Origin of the sequence: Paracidovorax wautersii, from assembly GCF_900113035.1 — a bacterium.
GTDB lineage: Bacteria > Pseudomonadota > Gammaproteobacteria > Burkholderiales > Burkholderiaceae_C > Paracidovorax > Paracidovorax wautersii.
On sequence record NZ_FONX01000023.1, the window covers coordinates 1 to 22,534 of the forward strand.

The 22,534-nt window shown below is 67.6% G+C and carries 23 protein-coding genes; 3 read left to right on the plus strand and 20 right to left on the minus strand.

The annotated features are described in order from the left end of the window. The first annotated feature begins 480 nt into the window (after positions 1 to 480). The gene (locus BM070_RS22190; RefSeq protein WP_092942019.1) at positions 481 to 2,409 is read left to right on the plus strand and encodes an ATP-binding cassette domain-containing protein; all 1,929 of its coding nucleotides are present in this window, start codon (positions 481 to 483) and stop codon (positions 2,407 to 2,409) included. A 43-nt stretch (positions 2,410 to 2,452) separates the two neighbouring features. On the opposite strand, the gene BM070_RS22195 is transcribed toward BM070_RS22190, so the two are convergent. The 7 genes from BM070_RS22195 to BM070_RS22225 all read right to left on the minus strand — a co-directional run bounded on the left by BM070_RS22195 (position 2,453) and on the right by BM070_RS22225 (position 8,929). Continuing rightward, positions 2,453 to 3,568 (minus strand): protein-glutamate methylesterase/protein-glutamine glutaminase, encoded by a 1,116-nt coding sequence (locus BM070_RS22195; RefSeq protein ID WP_092942021.1) that lies wholly within the window; start codon positions 3,566 to 3,568, stop codon positions 2,453 to 2,455. 25 nt (positions 3,569 to 3,593) lie between these two features. Beyond that, positions 3,594 to 4,352 (minus strand): chemoreceptor glutamine deamidase CheD, encoded by a 759-nt coding sequence (gene cheD, locus BM070_RS22200; RefSeq protein ID WP_092942023.1) that lies wholly within the window; start codon positions 4,350 to 4,352, stop codon positions 3,594 to 3,596. Positions 4,353 to 4,386: 34 nt separating this feature from the next. Next, complete coding sequence (locus tag BM070_RS22205; RefSeq protein WP_245785334.1) at positions 4,387 to 5,265, minus strand: CheR family methyltransferase; 879 nt, start codon at positions 5,263 to 5,265, stop codon at positions 4,387 to 4,389. Between the two features lie 103 nt (positions 5,266 to 5,368). Beyond that, on the minus strand, positions 5,369 to 5,857 hold the full coding sequence (locus tag BM070_RS22210) for a chemotaxis protein CheW (RefSeq protein ID WP_092942025.1): 489 nt from the start codon (positions 5,855 to 5,857) through the stop codon (positions 5,369 to 5,371). A 43-nt stretch (positions 5,858 to 5,900) separates the two neighbouring features. After that, on the minus strand, positions 5,901 to 8,006 hold the full coding sequence (locus BM070_RS22215) for a chemotaxis protein CheW (protein ID WP_092942027.1): 2,106 nt from the start codon (positions 8,004 to 8,006) through the stop codon (positions 5,901 to 5,903). A 62-nt stretch (positions 8,007 to 8,068) separates the two neighbouring features. Further along, positions 8,069 to 8,431: a response regulator gene (locus BM070_RS22220; protein WP_092942029.1), complete on the minus strand. Its 363-nt coding sequence runs from the start codon at positions 8,429 to 8,431 to the stop codon at positions 8,069 to 8,071. 51 nt (positions 8,432 to 8,482) lie between these two features. Continuing rightward, positions 8,483 to 8,929: a hypothetical protein gene (locus BM070_RS22225; protein ID WP_092942031.1), complete on the minus strand. Its 447-nt coding sequence runs from the start codon at positions 8,927 to 8,929 to the stop codon at positions 8,483 to 8,485. Positions 8,930 to 9,092: 163 nt separating this feature from the next. Between BM070_RS22225 and BM070_RS22230 the strand changes: the two genes are divergently transcribed. Then, a complete protein-coding gene (locus tag BM070_RS22230; protein ID WP_092942033.1) occupies positions 9,093 to 10,232 on the plus strand; it encodes a hybrid sensor histidine kinase/response regulator in 1,140 nt (379 codons plus the stop codon). Beyond that, positions 10,229 to 10,858: a response regulator gene (locus BM070_RS22235; protein ID WP_092942035.1), complete on the plus strand. Its 630-nt coding sequence runs from the start codon at positions 10,229 to 10,231 to the stop codon at positions 10,856 to 10,858. Before BM070_RS22230 ends, BM070_RS22235 begins: the two co-directional genes overlap by 4 nt. 150 nt (positions 10,859 to 11,008) lie before the next feature. Here BM070_RS22235 and fliR read toward each other — a convergent pair whose 3' ends face one another. From fliR to fliF, 13 genes are all read right to left on the minus strand, one after another. Beyond that, positions 11,009 to 11,779 carry a flagellar biosynthetic protein FliR gene (gene fliR / locus BM070_RS22240; protein WP_092942037.1) on the minus strand — a complete coding sequence of 257 codons (771 nt, stop codon included), beginning with the start codon at positions 11,777 to 11,779 and terminating at the stop codon, positions 11,009 to 11,011. 49 nt (positions 11,780 to 11,828) lie between these two features. Next, positions 11,829 to 12,098, minus strand: coding sequence for a flagellar biosynthesis protein FliQ (fliQ, locus tag BM070_RS22245; RefSeq protein WP_092942038.1), 270 nt, complete (start codon positions 12,096 to 12,098; stop codon positions 11,829 to 11,831). Between the two features lie 64 nt (positions 12,099 to 12,162). Further along, positions 12,163 to 12,939: a flagellar type III secretion system pore protein FliP gene (gene fliP / locus BM070_RS22250; protein WP_092942040.1), complete on the minus strand. Its 777-nt coding sequence runs from the start codon at positions 12,937 to 12,939 to the stop codon at positions 12,163 to 12,165. Beyond that, the gene (locus tag BM070_RS22255; protein ID WP_092942042.1) at positions 12,932 to 13,315 is read right to left on the minus strand and encodes a FliO/MopB family protein; all 384 of its coding nucleotides are present in this window, start codon (positions 13,313 to 13,315) and stop codon (positions 12,932 to 12,934) included. Before BM070_RS22255 ends, fliP begins: the two co-directional genes overlap by 8 nt. A gap of 10 nt (positions 13,316 to 13,325) precedes the next feature. After that, positions 13,326 to 13,763, minus strand: a complete 438-nt coding sequence (fliN, locus tag BM070_RS22260) for a flagellar motor switch protein FliN (protein WP_092942043.1) — start codon at positions 13,761 to 13,763, stop codon at positions 13,326 to 13,328. Then, positions 13,753 to 14,757: a flagellar motor switch protein FliM gene (gene fliM, locus BM070_RS22265; RefSeq protein ID WP_092942045.1), complete on the minus strand. Its 1,005-nt coding sequence runs from the start codon at positions 14,755 to 14,757 to the stop codon at positions 13,753 to 13,755. The genes fliN and fliM overlap by 11 nt, the downstream gene beginning before the upstream one ends. 21 nt (positions 14,758 to 14,778) lie before the next feature. Further along, on the minus strand, positions 14,779 to 15,318 hold the full coding sequence (locus tag BM070_RS22270; protein WP_092942150.1) for a flagellar basal body-associated FliL family protein: 540 nt from the start codon (positions 15,316 to 15,318) through the stop codon (positions 14,779 to 14,781). Positions 15,319 to 15,589: 271 nt separating this feature from the next. Then, positions 15,590 to 16,948: a flagellar hook-length control protein FliK gene (locus tag BM070_RS25225; protein ID WP_245785335.1), complete on the minus strand. Its 1,359-nt coding sequence runs from the start codon at positions 16,946 to 16,948 to the stop codon at positions 15,590 to 15,592. A 2-nt stretch (positions 16,949 to 16,950) separates the two neighbouring features. Next, complete coding sequence (fliJ, locus tag BM070_RS22280) at positions 16,951 to 17,415, minus strand: flagellar export protein FliJ (protein ID WP_092942047.1); 465 nt, start codon at positions 17,413 to 17,415, stop codon at positions 16,951 to 16,953. Between the two features lie 28 nt (positions 17,416 to 17,443). Beyond that, entirely contained in the window at positions 17,444 to 18,865 is a 1,422-nt protein-coding gene (fliI, locus tag BM070_RS22285) for a flagellar protein export ATPase FliI (RefSeq protein WP_092942049.1), read from the minus strand. Next, on the minus strand, positions 18,855 to 19,667 hold the full coding sequence (locus BM070_RS22290) for a FliH/SctL family protein (protein ID WP_092942051.1): 813 nt from the start codon (positions 19,665 to 19,667) through the stop codon (positions 18,855 to 18,857). Before BM070_RS22290 ends, fliI begins: the two co-directional genes overlap by 11 nt. After that, positions 19,651 to 20,646, minus strand: coding sequence for a flagellar motor switch protein FliG (fliG, locus tag BM070_RS22295; protein ID WP_092942052.1), 996 nt, complete (start codon positions 20,644 to 20,646; stop codon positions 19,651 to 19,653). Before fliG ends, BM070_RS22290 begins: the two co-directional genes overlap by 17 nt. Before the next feature lie 24 nt (positions 20,647 to 20,670). Then, on the minus strand, positions 20,671 to 22,389 hold the full coding sequence (gene fliF, locus BM070_RS22300; protein ID WP_092942054.1) for a flagellar basal-body MS-ring/collar protein FliF: 1,719 nt from the start codon (positions 22,387 to 22,389) through the stop codon (positions 20,671 to 20,673). Between the last annotated feature and the right edge of the window lie 145 nt (positions 22,390 to 22,534).

A 22,534-nucleotide genomic window follows, 5' to 3' on the forward strand; every position in this document is an offset into this window, starting at 1 on the left:
TTTTAAGGAACCGAAAGATCAGAATCTCTTCTTTTCTTTCAAGCTTTGCTGCGATCAGCAGAGCCTTGAATTCTAACAGGTTTTTTAAAGTCCTGTCAAACTTGAAGGTTATTCGCTTTAATCAACTTGCTTTCGCAAACCGCTTTCAGCGAAGCCCTCGATTATAACAGCATTTTTTAAACACCGTCAAGACCGAAGGTCTTTATTTTCACTTCACAGAACCGATCGCATCAGCAACCAACCCCGTTCAGCGAAGCCTTGAATTCTACACCGATTTTTCAACCAGCCGCAACTCAAAACCAACCTTTTTTCTCAACACCTTCGAAGCTCCTTTCGTTGCCTCGACTGCGCCAAGCCCGCTAGTGTACGACGTTTTTGGTGCTGTCGCACGAAGTTCTTGAAATTTGTCTTACAGACTTCTGGCGCAGGCCCATGGCCCCCTGCAACGCCCTCGCCACGGGGGCCCACTGATAATGGGCCATGGCTCTCATCACACTTATCAATGCGCAACTGGCCTTTGGGCATGTCGCGCTGCTCGACCACGCAGGCTTTTCCCTGGAGGTCGCCGAGCGGGTCGGCCTCATCGGACGGAACGGCGCCGGGAAGTCCTCCCTGCTGAAGATTCTGGGCGGCATCGCCAAGCCGGACGACGGGGCAATGCATGTCCAGCAGAACGCCCGTATCACTTATGTAGCGCAGGAGCCGCTGCTGGACCCGGCCTCCACGGTATTCGAGGCAGCCTCCCAGGGCCTGAGCGCCGTGATCGCCGTGCGTGACCAATATCTCTCTGGCGCCGAGGGACTCGATCTGGACGCATTGCAGACGCAGATCGAGGCCTACGACGCCTGGAACTGGGAGCAGCGGGTCGAAGAGACGCTGCATCGCCTGCACCTGGACGGCAATGCCAAGGTGGGCGATCTCTCTGGCGGCACCAAGAAACGGGTGGCGCTGGCCCAGGCGCTGGTGGCTCGCCCTGATGTTCTCTTATTAGATGAGCCGACCAACCACCTGGATCTCGACTCCATCGAGTGGCTGGAAGAACTGCTGCTCGACTTCAAGGGCAGCGTGGTCACCATTACCCACGATCGCGCCTTCCTGGACCGGGTCGCCACCCGGATCGTCGAGCTGGACCGCGGAGAGTTGCGCTCCTATCCCGGCAACTTCGCACAGTACGTCGCGCAGAAGGAAGAGCAACTGGCACAGGAAGCGGTGATCGCAGCCAAGGCGGACAAGTTGCTGGCACAGGAGGAAGTCTGGATCCGCCGCGGGGTGGAAGCACGGCGCACGCGCAGCCAGAGCCGTATCGGGCGTCTGCAGGAACTGCGGGCCCAGCGCGCCGAGCGGCGGGAAGCCCTGGGCAGCGTGAAGATGGATGTCGCTTCGGGCAGCCAGAACGGCTACCAGGGCAAGATCGTGGCCGAGCTGTCGAACGTGACCAAGGCATTCGGCGACAAGGCGATCGTGACCAACTTCACGGGCACCATCCTGCGGGGCGACAAGGTCGGGCTGATCGGCCCCAATGGCGCCGGCAAGACCACCCTGCTCAAGCTGATCCTTGGCGAGCTGATGCCGGATGCCGGCACCATTCGGCGCGGCAGCAACCTGCAGATCGCCTATTTCGACCAGATGCGCAATGCAGTGGATCTGGATGCGACGCTGGAGGACTTCATCAGCCCCGGCAGCGAGTGGATCGAGATCGGCAACCAGCGCAAGCACGTCAAGAGCTACCTCAGCGACTTTTTGTTCTCTCCCGCCCGCGCCCACTCGCCGGTGCGGTCGCTCTCGGGCGGTGAGCGCAACCGACTGCTGCTGGCGCGGCTGTTCGCGCGCCCCGCGAACGTGCTGGTGCTGGACGAGCCGACCAACGACCTGGATATCGACACGCTGGATCTGCTGGAGGAACTGCTGCAGAGCTACGACGGCACCGTGTTCCTCGTCAGCCATGACCGGACCTTCCTGGACAACGTGGTAACGAGCACCATCGCCTGCGAGGGCCAGGGCCAGTGGCGCGAATACGAGGGCAGCGTGCAGGACTGGCTGACGCAGTCCCGCCGCACCAAGGCCCTGGCGGCGCAGGCCGGCGCCCAGCCCGCCGCCGCGCAAACACCGGCCACGGCGCCGACGGTGGTAGCCTCTTCTTCCAGCCCGAATGCATCGCAGCCCGCTCAGGGCGCGCGTGAGCCGCTATCAAAAAAGAAGCTCAGCTACAAGGAGCAGCGGGAACTGGATCAGTTGCCCGAACTGATCGCCGCACTGGAACAGGAGCAAAAGCAGATTCAGGAAGAGCTGGCGGATGGCAGCATCTATGCGCGGGATGCCGCCCGGGGTGCCATGCTGCATGCACGCGATGCGGAAATCGAGACGCTGCTGCTGCAGGCACTGGAGCGCTGGGAAATCCTGGCAGGCTGAGCGAACGGAGCAGCCCCGGGTGGCAACCCGGGGCTGAAAGACCTCAGATGCGGTGATGCACCCGATCGGTCGAGCCGCGCAGGCGTGCGATGAGTGCCGGCGCAATCTGGGTCAGCGGCAGCACCTCGTCCGCCGCGCCATGGGCGATGGCTTCGCGGGGCATGCCGAAGACGATGCAGGTGGCCTCGTCCTGCACGTAGTTGTAGCTGCCGGCGTTCTTCATCTCGCGCATGGCGGCCGCGCCGTCATTGCCCATGCCGGTCAGCATGATGCCGTAGGCATTGCGGCCCACGACGGCGGCTGCGGACTTGAACAGCACCTCGACCGATGGCTTGTGGCGGTTGACCGGCGGGCCGTCATCCACCACCGCCACGTAGTTGGCACCGCTGCGTGCCACATGGAACTGGGTGCCGCCGGGAGCGATGTACGCGTGGCCCGGCAGGATACGTTCGCCGTGCACGGCTTCCTTCACCGTGATCTTGCACAGCCCGTTGAGCCGGGCCGCGAAGCTGGTGGTGAAGCCTGGCGGCATGTGCTGGGTTATGACGATGGCGGGCGAGTCGGCCGGCATCTGGACCAGCACTTCGCGGATGGCTTCGGTGCCGCCCGTGGAGGCGCCGATGCAGATGAGCTTCTCGGTGGACACGCGGCCCAGCAAGGTGGCCGACGACACGGGCGCAGCAGCGGCTGCCGCGCCCGAGCCGCCGGATGACTGCGCGGCGGTGGCGGGATCCCGCACGGGGGCGCGCCGCACATGTGCCACGGCCGCCACGCGGATCTTCTCGACGATCTGGGCGGCCAGTTCCGTCAGCCCGCTGGACAGGCCCACGCGCGGCTTGGCCACGAAATCGACGGCGCCCAGTTCGAGCGCGCGCATGGTCACTTCGGCCCCGCGCTCGGTCAGCGTGGAGATCATCACCACCGGCATGGGGCGCAGGCGCATCAGGCGGCCCAGGAAGTCGATGCCGTCCATGCGCGGCATCTCGACGTCGAGCGTGATCACATCGGGATTGGTCTCCCGGATCATCTCGCGCGCGATCAGCGGGTCATTGGCCGTGCCGATGCACTCCATGTCGGGCTGCCGGTTGATGATTTCGGCCAACAAACTGCGCACCAGTGCGGAATCGTCCACCACGATGACGCGAATCTTCCTGCTCATTCCGTACAACTTTCGTTAGACCTACTCAAAAAAGATCCACCGAGCCGCCCGCCGTCGCCTTGGCCACCGTGACAACGTTGCCACGCACCTCCTGCGCCGCGGATGCTTCCGGATGGGCATGCGCCAGGCGCTTGACCATGGCCTTGCCAGTGACCGGGAAGAAAACCACCTTGCGCGGGTAGATGTCCAGCACGTCTTCCGACACGATGGGAATGCGCTCGGTCTGCAGGTAGTTCATCACGAACTGCGTATTGCGCTCCCCGACATTCATGGTCGTGAAGTTGTGCATCACCTGCCCGCCACCGAAGACCTTGGCCTGCATCGACTCGCGCCGCGCGCCGAGCTTGAGCATCTCGTTGATCAACAATTCCATGGCGTACGAACCATAACGGCCCGACACGTCGTTGGAGTCCCCGTCCGGCAGCATGAAGTGATTCATGCCGCCCACGCGGGACCGACTATCCCACAGGCACGCCGCGATGCACGAACCCAGCACCGTCATGATGACCAGGCTCTCGTTGGAAACGAAGTATTCGCCCGGCAGCACCTTGACCGCATTGTGCTGGAAGTGATGGTCCAGGAAGAAAAACGAGGCTTCACCCGGCTTGCGCGGCGCGGACTTGAGCTCCTGCAGGGTGGATTCCTTGGCGGGGCCGGCTGCAGCGCCGCCCGGGGAGTAGATGTCGGCACTGAGTGGCGCGATGCGGGGCGCCCGGCGCCGCTCCAGGGCACCGAAAGGCTGCGCGGGCGACGCGGGGGGAGATCCTGGACGGTTGGTGGTCATGGAAGCTTTTTCTGGATCGAGGCCATGGGATCAGTCAGCGACGTTCATAGACCGTCTTGCCACGCAGGGTGAAAAGGTCGCGGGATTCACTGAAGTTCTCGGCATGGCCGACGAACAGCATCCCCCCCGGCTTGAGCACCCGGTGGATGCGCTCGAGCACCCGCCGCTGGGTGGGCCCGTCGAAATAGATCATGACGTTGCGGCAGAACACCACGTCGAAGGGCTCGCGGAAGGGCCAGTCGTCCCGGATGAGGTTGACGCTCAGAAAGTCGATGGCCCGGCGCAGTTCGGGCTTGACCCGCACGAGGCCGGAATTGGAGGCCTTGCCGCGCAGGAAGAACTTCTGCATCCGCTCCGGGCTGACGCCCTTGAGGCTGTCGAGCCGATAGACCCCTTCGGACGCCGTCGCCAGCACCCGCGAATCGATATCGCTGGCAGTGAGCTTGAAGCTGGACGCCGAGCTCAGGCTCTCGAAGGCCGTCATGACGATGGAGTAAGGCTCCTCGCCCGTCGAGGCGGCGTTGCACCACACATGCCACGGCCCCGCCGGCCGCGTGCGAAGGTGCTGGGCGAAGATCTCGAAGTGGTGCTGCTCGCGGAAGAACGCCGTCAGGTTCGTGGTGAGGGCGTTGACGAACTCCTGCCACTCCGGGCCGTCGTGCTTTTCCAGCCAGCCCAGGTATTCGTGGAAGCTCGAATGCCCGGTTTCCCGCAGCCGGCGCGACAGCCGGCTGTAGACCATGGCGTGCTTGCCGTCGTGCAGGCTGATGCCGGCGCGCTGATAGATCAGCGCCTGTACCCGGGAGAAATCGGCATTGGTCCAGACGAACTCACGGCCTTGCGCCAGGGGGCCGGTGGGTGCCGCGGTCAGCGCATCGCTGGCGCTGGGGGCGGGACTGATGTGGGGGCGCATTCGGTTCGTCTCCGCTCAAAAGGTGGGGCGGCGCTTCAATTGCCGCAGGGGGCCAGCCGGAACGGGATGGAGACGGGAGACCCCGGCCCACCCCGTCGCCCGATCAGTCCTGCTCGGACATCAGGCCCATGTCCACGCTGGACATGAGCTTCTCGATATCCAGCAGGATCAACATGCGCTCGTTCACCGAACCCAGGCCGAGGATGCAGTTGTTGTCGATCGCGCTGTCGATGTCCGGTGCGGAACGGATGTTCTCGGCCGCCAGTTCCATCACGTCGCTCACCGAATCGACCACGATGCCGACCACGCGCGTGCGCAGGTTCAGGATGATGACCACCGTGAAGCTGTTGTATTCGGCCTGCGAGCAGTTGAACTTGAGCCGCATGTCCACGATGGGCACGATGGTGCCGCGCAGATTGGTCACGCCCTTGATGAAGGCCGGGGCGTTGGCGATGCGGGTGGGCGGCTCGTAACCGCGGATCTCCTGCACCTTCAGGATGTCGATCCCGTACTCTTCCTGGTCGAGCCGGAAGGTCAGGTACTCCCTTGCGCCGGCGACCGCAGTCTCATCCGTCTTTTCCATTACGTTCATGCCGAGGCTCCTTGTTGCTCCACGCTAGCGGGGTTCATGCGAATCAATGCCGGGCACGGCGCACCAGAGCGCCCGTGTCCAGAATCAGCGCCACGGTGCCGTCACCCAGGATGGTCGCGCCCGATACGTTCGGCACCTTGCGATAGTTGGTTTCGAGGTTCTTGACCACGACCTGGTGCTGGCCCAGCAGCTCGTCCACCAGCAGCGCCACGCGGCTGCCGTCGGCCTCGACCACCACCATGATGTTGCTGGACTTGCCGCTGTCGCCGCGGGGCACCTGGAAGGCGCGCTCCAGCGAGATGACGGGCATGTATTCGTCACGCACCTTCACCAGCTGCGAGCCCTGCGCCACGGTGTTCACGTCGTCCGGGTTGACCTGGAAGGATTCGACCACGGAGGACAGGGGCAGGATGTACACCTCGTCGGCCACGCCGACGGACATGCCGTCCATGATGGCCAGCGTGAGCGGCAGGCGCACCGACACGCGCATGCCGTAGCCTTCGGCGGAGTCGATCTCGACCGAGCCGTTGAGCGCGGCGATGTTCTTCTTGACCACGTCCATGCCCACGCCGCGGCCCGACACGTCGGTCACCACTTCGGCGGTGGAGAAGCCGGGCGCGAAGATCAGGTTCCACACCTCGGCGTCGGTCATCTGGTCGGACACGTCCAGGCCACGCTCGCGCGCCTTGCGCAGGATCTTCTCGCGCGACAGGCCCTTGCCGTCGTCGCGGACCTCGATCACGATCGAGCCGCCCTGGTGCGAAGCCGACAGGGTGATGGTGCCGTGCTCGGGCTTGCCGGCGGCCAGGCGCTCGGCGGGCATTTCGATGCCGTGGTCGCAGCTGTTGCGCACCAGATGGGTCAGCGGGTCGGTGATCTTCTCGACCAGGCTCTTGTCCAGTTCGGTGGCTTCGCCGTGCGTGACGAATTCGACCTTCTTGCCCAGCTTGTTGGCCAGGTCGCGCAGCATGCGCGGGAAGCGGTTGAACACGATGGTCATCGGGATCATGCGGATCGACATGACCGATTCCTGCAGATCGCGGGTGTTGCGGTCCAGGTCGGCCAGGCCGGCCAGCAGCTGCTGATAGACCCCGCCGTCCAGGCCGCGGCTGTTCTGCGCCAGCATGGCTTGCGTGATGACGAGCTCGCCCACCAGGTTGATGAGCTGATCGACCTTGTTGACCGCCACGCGGATGGTGGTGGATTCCATCTGGGCCTGGCTCACGGCCTTGGGTTCGGCGCTGGCCACGGCGCGCGAAGACTCGGCCTTGGCCGGCTGTGCCTGCACGCGGGCGGCAGCGGCGACGCCATCGACGGGCAGGCCCGGCGAATCGGCGAAGAAGCCATAGGCGTCTGCAGACGTTTCGGCTGCGGCACCGGCCTCGGGCGCGTCCGCCGGGCGGATGGCCACCTGCTCCTTGGACACGTGGAAGGCGAACAGATCCAGCAGGTCTTCGTCGGTGGAGGAGGTCTCCACCGCGAACGAGCGCATGCCGGTCGCGGACGCGGGCAGGTCGCTGATCGTGCCCAGCCCGTTGATGTCCCGGAACAGTTCCTTGATGGGGTCGGCCTGCTCGGGGCGGCTCAGAGGACCGATGTCGATGCGCAGCGAGCGCGCACCACCGGCGCTGGCCGGGGCCGCCGGAGCCTGGGCGACAGGCGCCGAGGCGGCAACGGGTGCCGGGGCCGGCGCTGCCACCGGAGCGGGCGCCAGTTCCGGCACGCCGCCGGCGGCCAGTTCGCTGATGCGGCGCACCAGTTCAGTCGTGGACACGGCTTCGCCGTGCCCGCCGGACTGGTGGCGGGCCAGCAGGCTGCGCGATGCATCGGCCGATTCCAGCAGCACGTCCACCATCTGGGGAATGGGCTGCAGTTCATGGCGGCGCAGACGGTCGAGCAAGGACTCCATCTGGTGCGTCAGCTCGGCGACGTCGGCAAAGCCGAAGGTCGCTGCCCCGCCCTTGATGGAGTGCGCACAGCGGAAGATGCCGTTGAGCTCTTCGTCGTTGGCTGCCGTCAGGTCCAGCTCGAGCAGCATGTGCTCCATCTGGTCCAGGTTCTCGCCGGCTTCCTCGAAGAAGATCTGATAGAACTGACTGAGGTCGAAGTCGGCGCCGCCGCCGGCGCCCTCTTGGTAGCTTTCCGCCATTATTGTGGGCTCCTGTGTGCTTGGGATGGTCTGAAGAGACGGCGTTGCGTGCAACGGTCCACTCAGCGGATCACTTTCTGAATCACCTCGATGAGGCGATTGGGGTCGAAGGGTTTGACCAGCCAGCCCGTGGCACCGGCGCTCCGGCCGGCCTGCTTCATCTGGTCGCTGGACTCGGTGGTCAGGATCAGGATGGGGATGGTCTTGAAGCGCGGGTGTTCGCGCAGGCGGCGCGTGAGGCCGATGCCGTCCAGGCGCGGCATGTTCTGGTCTGCCAGCACGAGGTGGATGTCGTGGGACTCCGCCTTTTCCAGGGCGTCCTGGCCGTCCACTGCCTCCACCACGTGATAGCCCGCGCTGGTCAGCGTGAAGGCCACCATCTTCCGCATGGACGGAGAATCATCAACGGCGAGAATCGATTGCATGTAAGGGCTCCAACTGACTTGAATATATAGGTGACCGGGGGCTGGAAGCCCTTAGAAAAGATCGATCGATCCGGCGTCCATCTCACTTTGCGTGACGGGATTGGGCCGGTCGGGTGCCATTTCGGCAAACGGTGCGGCTTCTTCGCCCTCTTCGCTACCCATGGCTTCCGACGCCAGCCGGAAGGCGCAGCCCTGCAACACCTTGGTGGTGTGCCAGATCAGCTGCGAGGCCATGTCCTGGAACTGCAGCTCCGTCACCGCGCTGCGCAGCGCCGTGCGCAGCGCCGCCAGCTGCGCGGAGTCGCCCACCACGTCGTCGGTGAGCGCCTTGTTGGCTTCGCTGAAGCGGTCCATCAGGTTGTCGGTGGCATGGCTCAGCAGGCCTTCCAGCCGATGCAGGTCGTGCATGACCACCAGCAGCGAATCCTGCAACTCTGCCGCCACCATGACCGGAACCTGTACGCCTGGCTCCCCAGGCGGCGTTAGCGTAGATTGCATCGTTTCTCCGTCGTTATAGGCGGCAGCAAGGCACGCGACACTCCGATGAGGACTTCAGGCGGCAATGTGGCACACCTCTGATGAGTCATGTTCGGCACGTGGCACCCGAGACTGAACCAAACCCTGCCGGATGACCGGTCCATTTTGTTCCAATATGTATCCTATGATACCGACTCCCATGGCTTCCGGTGTAGGTAAAAAGTTCTTGCGCATTCTGCACCTCGAAGATTCGATCATTGACCACGATCTGGCCCGCCTGACGCTGCGGCGCGCAGGCGTGGTGTCGGAAATCCGCCACGTCGATTCGCTGGAGGCTCTGGGGCACAGCCTCGACGCCGAGCCCTTCGATCTCATCCTGGCCGACTACCACCTGCCGGGGTTCACCGCGCTGGATGCATGGAAGGCCGTGCAGCAGCGCGTCGCGCCGCCGCCTTTCGTGCTGCTGTCCGGCGCGATCGGCGAAGCCGCGGCGGTGGACGCGATGCGCCTGGGCATTTCGGACTACCTGCTCAAGGACGATATGGGCCGGCTGCCGCACGTGATCGCCCGCGCCATCGAAGTCGCCGAAGCGCGCCGCGCCCGCGAACAGGCGGCGGCCGAGCTGGCGGAGTCGGAACGGCGCCTGGCCGAGCTCACGGAACACCTGCAGACCTCCATCGAACAGGAACGCGCCGCCATCGCCCGCGAGATCCACGACGACATCGGCGGGGCGCTGACGGCGGTGAAGTTCGACCTCGCCTGGATCGGCCGGCACACCGAGTCCGACGCCATGCGCGGCCACGCCGGCGCGGCGGTGGACATGTTGCAGCACGCCATCGACGCGAGCCAGCGCATCATGATGAACCTGCGTCCGCCCATCCTCGACCAGGGCCTGGTGGCGGCGGTGCAATGGCTGGCGGAGAGCTTCGAGCGCCGCACGGGCGTGGCCACCCGCGTCGTCGCATCGCCCGCGACGGCAGAACTGCCGCCGGCCGTGCAGCTGGTGGCCTACCGCACCGCGCAGGAGGCGCTGACCAATGTGTCCAAATACGCCGCCGCCTCGCTGGTGCGGATCGACCTGGGCGACACCGAAGGCACGCTGACCCTGGAAGTGACCGACAACGGCCGAGGCATGGACCTGGCAGCCAGCCGCGCCAAGCCCCGCTCGTTCGGCCTGCGCGGCCTGCAGGAGCGCGCGCGCACCGTCGGCGGCTGGCTGGACATCAGCAGCCAGCCCGGGCGGGGGACCTCCATCATCCTGTCGGTGCCGCTGGAGCTACCATCGGCCATGCCTGTGGACACGGATGGAGGAGCTGCACAGTGATTCATGTGGTGCTTTGTGACGATCACGCGGTACTGCGGCGGGGGATCCGCGACACGCTGACCGAGGCGCCCGACATTTCCGTGACGGGCGAAGCCGGCAGTTATGCGGAGTTGCGCGACGTTCTGCGCTCCGCTCCCTGCGACGTGCTGCTGCTGGACCTGAACCTGCCCGGCCGCAGCGGCCTGGAGGTGCTGGCCAGCCTGAAGGAAACGCATGCCGCCCTCAAGGTGCTGATCGTTTCCATGTACCCGGAAGACCAGTACGCGCTGCGCTGCCTGCGGGCCGGCGCGCAAGGCTATGCCAACAAGGCGGGCGACCCGGTGGAACTGATCGCCGCCGTGCGCACGGTGGTGCAGGGGCGCAAATACCTGACGGCCGAGGTGGCCCAGATGCTGGCCGACAGCCTGGCGCAGCCGACCAGCGAGATGCCGCACGAGGCGCTTTCGGAGCGCGAGCTGCAGACGCTGGTCAAGATCGCCTCGGGCAAGCGGCTCTCGGACATCGCCGAGGAACTCATGCTCAGCCCCAAGACCGTGAGCGTCTATCGCGCCCGGGTGCTGGAAAAGCTCAAGCTCTCGAACAACGCGGAGCTCACGGTGTACGCCATCCGCAACCAGCTGGTGTGACGCGCCTCGCAGCGCATTCTCTTGCTCACAAATCTATAGCAAACAACCCAGGTGTATTGCGCGCCTGAGGGCGAAAACACCCGAAATACCTTGCCCGCGAAGCGCTCCGGGCGGGCAGGCGCGAGCCAAGGTGCAGCCCCGCATCAGGACTCAGCGCGTGATCGCGAACAGATCGATGGCCTGCTGCAGCAGGCTCAGCACGGGCTGCTCCAGCATCGGCAGCGTGGCCGTGATGCCCAGCATGCCGACGGCCAGCGTGACCGGGAAACCCACGGCGTAGATGTTCATCTGCGGCGCCACGCGCGAGATGATGCCCAGCGCGAGGTTCACGAACATCAGCAGCGCCACCATGGGCAGCGCGATCCAGAGCGCGCTGGCGAAGACGGAAGCGCCCAGCTCGTGGATCCGCATCTGGCCCAGAGCGGCGAGGAAGTTGCCGTCGGCCGGAAAGCGCTTGAAGCTCTCGATCACCGCCATCAGCACCAGCAGGTGCCCGTTGATGACGATGAAGAGCAGCGTCGCCATGTTGCCGAAGAAGCGGCCCACCGCGCTCACCTGCCCGTTGCTCATGGGGTCGAAGAACGAGGCGAAGTTCAGCCCCATCTGCAGGCCGATGACCTCGCCGGCCAGCTCGATGGTGGAAAACACCAGCCGCACCGCGAAGCCGATCGCCAGCCCCACGGCCACCTGCTGCGCCACCGCGCCCAGGGCGCCGCGGCCGTTCAGGTCGATGATGGGCGCGGCCGGCAGCACGGCCTGGGCGCACAGCGCCACCAGGAAGGCCAGGCCGATCTTGGCGCGCAGCGGAATGGCGCGCATCGAGAACACCGGCGCGGCGGTGAACATGGCCAGCACGCGCAGGAAGGGCCAGAGCACCGGCGTGAGCCAGGCCATGATCTGCGCCTCGGTGAAGGTGATCACCCGCCCTGCCCCTTCAGCCCATGCGCGCGCCCGGCCGCCCGCGGCGCGGTCAGCCGACCACCGTGGGAATGGCTTCGATCGTGCGGCGCAGGTAGTCCACCAGCGTGGTGACCATCCAGGGCCCGGCGATGGCGAACACCACCACGGCGGCGATCAGCTTGGGCACGAAGGCCAGCGTGGCCTCGTTGATCTGCGTGACGGCCTGGAAGATGCTGACCAGCAGGCCCACGGCCATCACCACGCCCAGCAGGGGCATGGAGATGGTCAGCAGCAGGGTCAGCGCCTCGCGGCCCACGGTGAGTGCGAATTGAGGGGTCATGGCAGCGGTCCGGGTCGGTCGGCGGTCAGGCGAAGAAAAGGGCGGGGGCGGGCGCGGGCCCGCCTCAGGTGGCGAAGCTGGCGGCGAGCGAGCCGATCAGCAGGTTCCAGCCATCGGCCAGCACGAACAGCATCAGCTTGAACGGCAGCGCGACCAGCACGGGCGAAAGCATCATCATGCCCAGCGACATGAGGATGCTGGACACCACCATGTCGATCACCAGGAACGGGATGAAGATCATGAAGCCGATCTGAAAGGCCGATTTCAGTTCGCTGGTGACGAAGGCCGGCACCAGCACGCGCAGGGGCGCGGTCTCGCCCTTCGCATCGGCGGGCAGCTTGGCCAGCCGCGCGAACAGGGCGAAGTCCGACTGCCGCGTCTGCTTGAGCATGAAGGCGCGCATGGGCGCCTCGCCGCGCTCGAGCGCCTGCTCGAAGCTGATCGTGTTGTTGGTGTAGGGCACGTAGGCGTCCTGGTAGACGCGGTCGAAGGTCGGCCCCATCACGAAGAAGGTGAGAAAGAGCGACAGCCCCACGATGACCTGGTTGGGCGGCGCCGACTGCGTGCCGATGGCCTGGCGCAGCAGCGACAGCACGATGACGATGCGGGTGAAGCCCGTCATCATCAGCAGCACGGCCGGCAGGAAGGACAGAGCCGTGAAGAACAGCAGCGTCTGGATGGGCACCGAATAGCTGTTGCCGCCACCGCCGGCGCCCGAGCCGATCAGCAGGGGAAGCGATCCGCCGGTCTGGGCCAGCGCGGCGGGCGCCGCCGCCAGCGCGGCCAGCGACAGCAGCGCGCAGCGCACGGCGCCGCGCTGCAGGGGGAAACGATCAGCCATGGATGCGGGGCTCCTGCGGCGCCGCCGCCGCCGCCGACATCTCGGCGGCCATGGCGCTGGCGAAGGCCGGTTCGGCGCGTTCGCGGCCAGCGCCCGGCACGGGCACCGAAGGCCGGGGCGGCAGCACGTGCAGGCAGTTGACCTGCTGGGCCGTGACGCCCAGCACCAGCACCGTGCGCTGCTGCTCGGGGCCGACCTCCACCGTCACCACGCGCTGCTGCGGGCCCACGGCCACGGCCGAGAGCACGCGCGATGCGCCCACGCCCGCGCCGGCCGACAGCCGGCCGGCCGTGCGCTGCTGCACGCGGCGCACGAGCCAGGGCAGCGCCGCCATGGCGGCCACGAAGAGCACCACCCAGAGCAGCGTCTGGGCCATGCCGCCGCCGCTAGCCCCGGCTGACACGGCGCAGGCGCTCCGAAGGCGTGACCACGTCGGTCAGGCGGATACCGAACTTGTCGTTCACCACCACCACCTCACCCTGGGCGATGAGGTAGCCGTTGACCAGCACGTCCATGGGTTCGCCGGCCAGCGCGTCGAGCTCGACCACCGAGCCCTGCGCGAGCTGCAGGATGTACTTGATCGGCACCTTGGTACGGCCCAGCTCCACGGACAGCTGGACGGGAATGTCCAGCACCATGTTGATGTCGTTGACCGGCGCGTCGTTGCCGGAGCCCGAGAACGGGCGCATGGACTCGCCGGACAGCGGCCCGCCCTGGTCGCCATCGCCCGGCTTGCCGTCGGTGGTCTTCTGTTCTTCCAGCGCTTCGGCCCAGCCAGCGAACGGATCGTCGCCGCCGCCTTCCTTGTTATCTTCAGAGGACATCTTTTTCTCCCAGCCAGCTCGCGTCGGAGCTGCGCAGACATTCTTCGATCCGGATGGCGTACTTGGCGTTGTGCGTGCCGTACTGGCACTCGAAGATCGGTACGCCGCCGATGGACGCGCGGATGCGCGGTTCGCGGTCGAGTTCGATGAAATCGCCCGGCTTCATGGCCAGCAGCTGCTCCACCGTGGCATCGGCCCGGGCCAATTCGGCCACCAGGGTCACTTCGGCCGCCTGGATCTCGCGCGTGAGCACGCGCACCCAGCGGCGGTCCACCTCGATCGAGTCGCCCTGCGTGGACGAATACAGCACGTCGCGGATGGGCTCCAGCGTGGCGTAGGGCATGCAGACGTGGATGGCGCCGGACAAGTCGCCGATTTCCAGCTGGAACGCGGTGGACACCACGATCTCGCTGGGCGTGGCGATGTTGGCGAACTGCGGCTGCATTTCCGAGCGCTGGTATTCCAGCTCCAGCGGATAGATGCCGTGCCAGGCCTTCTTGTATTCGGCGCAGATCACGTCCACCAGCCGGTTGATCACGCGCTGCTCGGTGGGCGAGAAGTCGCGCCCTTCGATCCGGGTCTGGAACTTGCCGACGCCGCCGTAGAGCGTGTCGATGATGCCGAACACCAGCGAGGGCTCGCACACGATCAGCCCGCTGCCGCGCAGCGGCCGGATGGCGACGATGTTGAAGTTGGTGGGCACCGCCAGTTCGCGCAGGAAGGCGCTGTAGCGCTGCACCGCCACCGTGCCGACCGAGATCTCGGGGCTGCGGCGGATGAAGTTGAAGAGGCCGATGCGGAAGTTGCGCGCGAACCGTTCGTTGACGATTTCCATCGTCGGCATCCGGCCGCGGACGATGCGCTCCTGGCTGGAGATGTCGTAGTTGCGGACCGAGCCGGAATCGACTTCCTCCTGGGCCGTCTTCTGGCTCTCGCCGGTGACGCCCTCCAGAAGGGCATCGACCTCTTCCTGTGACAGAAATGATTCACTCATGGCTGGGGCCTTCCGCCAGGATCACTGGATGATGAAGCTGGAAAAGAGCACGCCGCGCACCGGGTTGTTGTCCGGGCGGGCGGGCGCGGCATCTTCGTCGTCGTCCTCGTCTTCGGAGGCGCGCTTCTTGCGCGGCTTGGGCACGGTGTAGCCCAGCGGCTTGGAGACTTCGCGGCGGATGTCAAGCGCCAGCTTCTGCTTGCCTTCCTTGGTCAGCAGCTCGTCGCTGGTGCGCTGCGAGATCAGCATCAGGACGGCACTGCGGATGCTGGGCATGAACTGCTTGATCTGCGCTTCCACCTTGGGGTCGGACAATTCCAGCGTGATGCCGATCTGCGCATAGCGGTCGCCGCCCGGGTCGGCCAGGTTGACCACCATGTTGTCGATGGGCACGAAGGTCGGAGGCGTCTTGGGATCGACATGGTGCGCGGCCGGCGCGGGTTGCGCGGCGGCGGCGTCGCCGCCTTCGTCATCGGCCGCGTGGCGCTTGGACAGGAAGAACCAGGCGGCACCGCCGCCGGCCACCAGGAGCAACACGACGACCACCAGGATGATGAGCATCTTCTTGCTCTTGGCAGGAGCGGCGGGGGCGGCGGCGGGTGGAGCGGACACGTTGGGCTTTCCTTCCGCGAGGCATGCGGAAAAAGAGGGGAACAGGCGCGCAGCGGGTTCAGTGCGGCGCAGGCTGTAGGAACCCGATTATTGGGCAGGGGATCGGGGCATGATAGCCAGAATAAAAGCCCAAAAACAGCGCTTTCACCCCGCTGGCACCGGGGCGCGGCGGCGAGCCGTGCCGCCATCCGCCCCTGGCGCGCGGGGCGGGCGGCAGGTGTCAGACGAAGACGTCCAGCGACGAGCTGGCCGAGCCGCCGCGGGCGGCCCGCATGCCGGCGCCCAGCGGCACGGCGGCCTGCACGCTCGCCTGGCGCGCGCCCTGGCGGCCGCGGTCGCCGCCTTCAGAGCCGCTGCGGCCATCCCGCCCGGAAGAATCGCCCGAGGTGCCCACGGTCACGCCGGACAGTTGCAGCCCCTCGGCCTGCATCAGCTCGCGCAGCTGCGCCACGCTGCCGTCCAGCATCTCGCGGGTCTGGATCTGGTCGCTGCGGAAGGCGACATGCGCCTCGCTGCCGGTGAGCGAGACCGTCACCTGCACCGGCTGGCCATCGCGGTCCAGCGTGAGTTCGGCGTTCTGCGTCTTCTGGTGGACCCAGTAGGCGAGCTGCTCGGTGATCTGGTCTTCGGCCGCGCGCTGGGCCGCATCGGCGCTGGCCGCCCCGGAGAGGTCGGCATTGAAGGTGGCGCCCGCCGTGTCGCGCGAGGCCTCGGATGCCGGCACGGCCGCCAGCGTGCCGTTGCCCTGGGCCGTGCCCTCGCCGCCCCGGCTGCCCGCACGCCCTTCGGCCTGCGCTGCGTCGGGCGCCTGCGCCATCAGGGCCGGCGGCAGCGCGGCCGGGGCCGACTCCACCGCGCCGCGATGCGCGGACGCGCCGCCGCCGAGCGCGGCGGTATCGCGGTGTTCCGGCTGCGCGCCGGCTGCGGCGGCCGAGCCCTGGGCCGTCAGTGCCGCCAAGGCGCTCTGCGCCGTGGCCTTGCCATGCTCGCCCCCGGCGGCGCTCTGCAGGCTGCCGGCCGCATCGCCGCCAACAGCCTGGCCGGCGCCGGCCGCGCCAGCACCGCCCGCCGCCGTGGAGCCGGCAGCCCCCGCCCAGGCCGCGGGGAAGCGGCCAGCCGTTCCCCGCATGGAGGCCGCCGTCGTCCCCAGACCCGTGCCGTTGACGGCCGCGGTATCGGCCGCGCCGTCCAGCCGCGCCGTCTGGCCGACCAGGCTGTCCATGCCGGCCTTGCCCTGCCCGCGCGCCCACATGGCGTCCAGCCCGCTGAGCGCGCCCGGCACCAGCTGCAGCGGCGTCTGCCCCAGGGCGGCGCCGGCATCCACACCTGCGCCCAGGGCGCCCAGTGCCGCGTCGGTGCCGGTGTCCAGCGCATCGGCCAGCCCGTCGGCACTCATGCCCAGCGAGGCCAGCAGCTGCGAGAAGGCGCCCGTGGCCTGGGCGGCGGTGGTGCTGCCGTCGTCGTCGGTGGCCTTGGCGTTCGCCTTGGTGGCCTTGCCGGACTTGTCGGCGTGGCGGGCGGCGTGGGCTTCGTGGGTGCCGCTGCGCTGGGGAGCGGAAGGGGTGCGTTGGGTTTCCATGGTCATTCTTCCTCGCCCATCGGGCGCCTGTCGGCACGGGCGGCCTGGATCGCCGCCCGCTCATCAGTCTGTTTCTGTTCGCGCCGCGCCTGCAGCTGCTCCAGCTCGCGGCGGCGCTTGTCCACCACCTTCTTCAGGCTGGCCAGGCGCAGCTCGGCCTGCAGCAGGCGCTGCTCGGCGGCGTGCACGCGGCCGGCCTGCTCGTCGAGCACGCCGTTCTGCATGCCGATGGCCTGCCCGAGCCGGTCCATGAACTGGTACTGGTGGTGCATCACCTCGGGCTTGACCACCATGTCCTCGCGCGCGCCCCAGCGGTCCTGGATCTCTTCGGCATAGCCCTGGAGCTGGTCGAACTGCTGCTGCGCCGCATGCCGCGTGCGGCGGATGTCCTGCAGCGCCTGCCGCGCGGCGTCGCGCTGGCGTTCGGCCATCTCGACGGCGACGAGGAAAGCTTGAAGCGAGGACATGGGGCGGCTCTCTGCGGGGCAGCGGGCGTCACTGGCCCAGCACGGCGGCCATGGCCGTCAGGCTCTCGTCGAGCGAGGCGGCCTCGAACATGTCCTGCTGCAGGAATTCGGCCATCGCCGGCTGCAGCCGGATGGCTTCGTCGAGCTGCGGGTCGGAGCCGCTCATGTAGGCGCCGACCTGGATCAGGTCACGGCTCTTCTGGTAGCGCGAATAGACGGCACGGAAGCGCCGCGCCATGTCGAAATGCTCGCGCGAGACGACGTTGTGCATCACGCGCGAGGCCGATTGCTCGATGTCGATGGCCGGGAAGTGCCCGGTCTCGGCCAGCGCACGCGAGAGCACGATGTGCCCGTCCAGGATGGCGCGGGCCGAGTCGGCGATCGGGTCCTGCTGGTCGTCGCCTTCGGAGAGCACGGTGTAGAAGGCGGTGATGGAGCCCACGCCGTGCAGGCCGTTGCCGCTGCGCTCGACCAGCGCGGGCAGCTTGGCGAAGCAGCTGGGCGGATAGCCCTTGGTGGCCGGCGGCTCGCCGATGGCCAGGGCGATCTCGCGCTGCGCCATGGCGTAGCGGGTGAGCGAATCCATCAGCAGCAGCACGTGCTGGCCCTTGTCGCGGAAGTGTTCGGCGATGGCGGTGGCATAGGCCGCGCCCTGCATGCGCAGGAGCGGCGGCGCATCAGCGGGCGCAGCCACCACCACGGCGCGGCTGCGGTCGCCCGCACCCAGGATGTCTTCGACGAATTCCTTGACCTCGCGGCCCCGCTCGCCGATCAGCCCCACCACGATCACGTCGGCCTGCGTGTAGCGGGCCATCATGCCCAGCAGCACGCTCTTGCCCACGCCGGAGCCGGCGAAGAGGCCCAGCCGCTGGCCGCGGCCCACGGTGAGCAGGGTGTTGATGGCGCGCACGCCGGTGTCCAGGGTCTCGCGCACGGGGTCGCGGTCCATGGCGTTGATCTGGCGGCGGTCCATGGGCTCGGAGGTCACGCCCGCCAGCGGGCCGGCATGGTCCAGCGGCGTGCCCTGCGAATCGATCACCCGGCCCAGCAGGCCGTCGCCCATGGGCAGGCGCAGCGCGCCCACGCCCGATGCGGCGGAGAGCGCGCTGGCGGCCTCGTCCGGCTCGCCCAGGCGCGGTGCGGGCACGTAGGACGGCGCGGGCGTCACGCTGGCGCCGCTCGAGAGGCCATGGATGTCGCCTGCCGGCATGAGAAAGGCCTTGTCGGCCGAAAAGCCCACCACCTCGGCCAGCACCGGCTCGTGCGCAGGCATCTGCACCAGGCACTGCGAGCCCACGGGCACGCGGATGCCGGCGGCCTCCAGCACCAGCCCGGTCAGGCGGGTGAGCGTGCCCCGGCTCTCCAGCGGCACGCGTTCGGCGGCGCGGGCGCGCGCATCGCCGATGAAGCGGTCCCAGGCTTCGCCCTGGATGCCGGGCTCATGCGGCATGGGCGCCCTCCTCGTCGTCTTCGTGCGCGGAGGCTGCGGCGGATTCAGGGGCCGCGGCATCGCCCCCCGGGGCGGGCTCGTTCCACGCCGAGGTCAGCCCCAGCGCGGCGATGGCGCGGCGCCAGCGCTTGTCCAGCGAGCCGTCGATCACGGTGCCGGCCGATTCCACCAGGCAGTCGCCGGGCGGCACCTGGGCGTCGGGCACCCAGTGGATCTTGGCGCCGGGAAACTCCTGGCTCAGGGGCTGCTCCAGCACGGCCCAGTCCTCGCGGCTCAGCCGCACGGTGGCGGGCCGGCCTTCGGCGACGAGCAGGCCCAGGGCTTCGCGCACCACGGGCAGCAGGGCCTGCGGGTCGGCGGCCAGCTCGCGGCGCACCACCTGGCGCGCCAGGTCGCAGGCCAGTTCCAGCAACTCGCCCGCCATGCGCTGCTGCATGCCGTCCAGCGCGTCCTGGGCCGACAGGGCCAGGCGCTCGAGCCGCTCGGCGGCCTCGCGGCCCTGGTCGGCGATGTAGTCGTCCATGCGCTGCTGCCATTCCAGCGCGGCCTGGGCGCGGCCTTGCTCCACGCCTTCGGCATGGGCGGCCTCGCGCGCCTGCTGCAGCAGGGCTTCGTGCTCTTCGGGGTCGATGCCGGGCGGGGGCAGCGACTCGGCGGCGGCAGCGGCGGCCGCTTTGGCCTCCAGGTCGCGCGGGGGGATCACGCCGGTGCTGTCCACCGTGCCGAACTGCCAGTGCGTGACGCCCTGGATTTCCTCGCTCGGGATGAAGCGCGTGTACTGGCGATTAAATGAGTGCGTCATCGCCGCCGCCGCCCATCACGATCTGGCCTTCGTCCGCCAGGCGGCGCACGGTCTTGAGGATTTCCTTCTGCTGCGCCTCGACTTCGGACAGCCGCATCGGGCCGCGCGATTCGAGGTCTTCGCGCATGGAGTCGGCCGCGCGCGAGGACATGTTGGAGAGGAACTTCTCGCGCAGCTCGGGCTGGGCGCCCTTGAGGGCCACGACCAGCGTTTCGGAAGCCACTTCGCGCAGCACGGTCTGGATGGCGCGGTCGTCGAGCTTGCCGACGTCGTCGAACACGAACATCTTGTCCATGATCTTCTGCGCCAGGTCGGGGTCGTGGGCGCGGATCGATTCGAGCACCGTGGCGTCGATGCCGGAGCCCAGCAGGTTGATGATCTCGGCCGCCGACTTGATGCCGCCCAGCGAGCTCTTGCGGATCTTGTCGCCGCCGGCCAGCACCTTGAACAGCACCTCGTTCAGGTCCTTGAGCGCGGTCGGCTGGATGCCTTCGAGCGTGGCGACGCGCAGCAGCACCTCGCCGCGCTGGCGTTCGCTGAGCTGCACCAGGATGGCCGAGGCCTGGTCCGGGTCCAGGTGGACGAGGATGGCCGCGATGATCTGCGGGTGTTCGTTGCGCAGCAGTTCGGCCACCGAGAGCGGGTCCATCCACTTCAGGCTTTCGATGCCCGACACGTCCCCGCCCTGCAGGATGCGGTCGATCAGCAGCGCGGCCTTGTCGTCGCCCAGGGCCCGCTTGAGCACCGAGCGCACGTAGTTGCCGGTGTCGGACACCAGCAGGCTCTGCGCGGCGGCGTCGTTGGAGAAGCGGTTGATGACCTCGTCCACCTTCTCCCGCGACACCGATTTCATGCGGGCGATGGTCTCGCCCAGCTTCTGCACTTCCTTGGGCGACAAGTGCTTGAAGACCTCGGCGGCTTCTTCCTCGCCGAGAGACATCAGCATGATCGCCGCGTCGTTGAGTCCCTGCTCATCCATGGTGGTCTCGCTCCGGCCAGGGCGTCATTCGCCGTTGACCCAGGTTTTCAGGATATTGGCCACGGCCACCGGGTTGCTCATGGCCAGCGCGCGGGCATCTTCCAGGCGCTGCTGCTCAGGCGTGGCCGGCAGGTCTTCCTGCTTGGTGGCGCCAGGCGCCGGCAAGGCCGGGCGCTCCAGCTGTTCGGATTCCAGCGCATCGAGCTGGCCGCCCTGGGCCTGCAGCTGCACCGGCGTGAGCTCGGCCACTTCCTTGGGCGCCTTCAGGCCCTTGATGGCCGGCCGCACCAAGCCCAGCAGCACGATGGCGGCGAAGAGCGACAGGCCCACGGGCCAGCCCAGGCTCTTGGCCAGCTCGATCATCTCGGGCTGCTTCCACAGCGGCAAGTCGGTCTTGGGCGTGGCATCGACCAGGAACGGCGTGTTCATCAGGTTGACGGAGTCGCCACGGTCCTTGTTGAAGCCGATGGTCTCGCGCACCAGCGCGGTCATCTGCTCGATCTGCTGGGCCGTCAGGGCCTTGTTGTCCACGGGCTTGCCGTCCTTGCCGTTCTCGGCGGGCGGCTGGTAGTTGACCACCACGGCCGCGCTCACCCGCTTGATGGAGCCGGTGCTGCCGCGCGTGACGCGCGTGGTCTTGTCCACTTCGTAGTTGATGATCGATTCGCGCTTGCTGGGCGTGGCCGCCTGGGCGCCCTGGCCGGCCGCGGTGGGCGCCGGGTTGGCGCCGTTGATGGGCGCCGTGGAAGGCTGAGGCGGCTGGTTGGTGGTGGCGCCCGGCACGCCGGTGGGCGGCTGCGGCGTCTGCTGGCCGGTGCTCTCCAGCGTCTGCTGGCTGCGCACGGCGCCGGAGTCGGGCGTCTGGTTGGGGCGGTGCTGCTCCGAGGTGGATTCGGTCTGGCTGAAGTCCACGTCGGCCGTCACCTGCGCCTTGACGTTGTTCTTGCCCACCACCGGCTCCAGGATGTCCATGATGCGGCGGGTGTAGTCCTGCTCGATCTGCTTGACGTAGTTCAGCTGCTGCGCGTCCACGCCCGTGCCGGAGGCGCCGTCGGGCGACTGCGAGAGCAGCTTGCCGGTGTCGTCCACCACGCTGACGGCGCTGGGGTCCATGTCGGGCACGCTGGACGACACCAGGTGGACGATGCCGGCCAGCTGGGTGCGGTCGAGGAAGCGGCCGGGGTAGAGGCTGACCAGCACCGAGGCCGAGGGCTTTTGCTGTTCGCGGAAGAAGCCGTTCTGGTTGGGCAGCGCCAGATGCACACGGGCGCTCTGCACCGAGGAGAGCGCCTGGATGGAGCGGGTGAGCTCGCCCTCCAGCCCGCGCTGGAAGTTCAGCCGTTCCTGGAACTGCGTCACGCCGAAGCGGCTGGTGTCCATCAGCTCGAAGCCGGCGACCGAGCCCTTGGGCAGCCCCAGGGTGGCCAAGCGCAGGCGCACGTCGTACACGCGGTCGGCCGGCACCATGATCGCGCCGCCGCCATCGGTGTACTTGTAGGGCACGTTCATCGTGGCCAGCTGGGCCACGATGGCGCCGCCGTCCTTGTCGGTCAGGTTGGTGAACAGCACCCGGTAGTCCGGCTGGCGGCTGAAGAACACCGCCGCCACGATGCCCCCCACCAGCAGGGCCAGAGCCAGGCCCAGACGCATGCGCACCGACCGGTCGAGGCCAGCGATACGCTGCATCCACGACGGAGGGCTGGCAGGAGGGACAACGGCAGGAATTTCGGCGACTGCGGACATGGGCTTTCCAGTATGTCAGGCCATGGCGGGGCTCTGGCGGTGCCGCGATTATTCGGCAAGCCCCCTCGGGCGTTCGCTGGATAAAGCGCGCCTTTGTCCATCATTTCCCCAAGATGGAGCGCGCCCCGCGCCCTAGGATTGCACC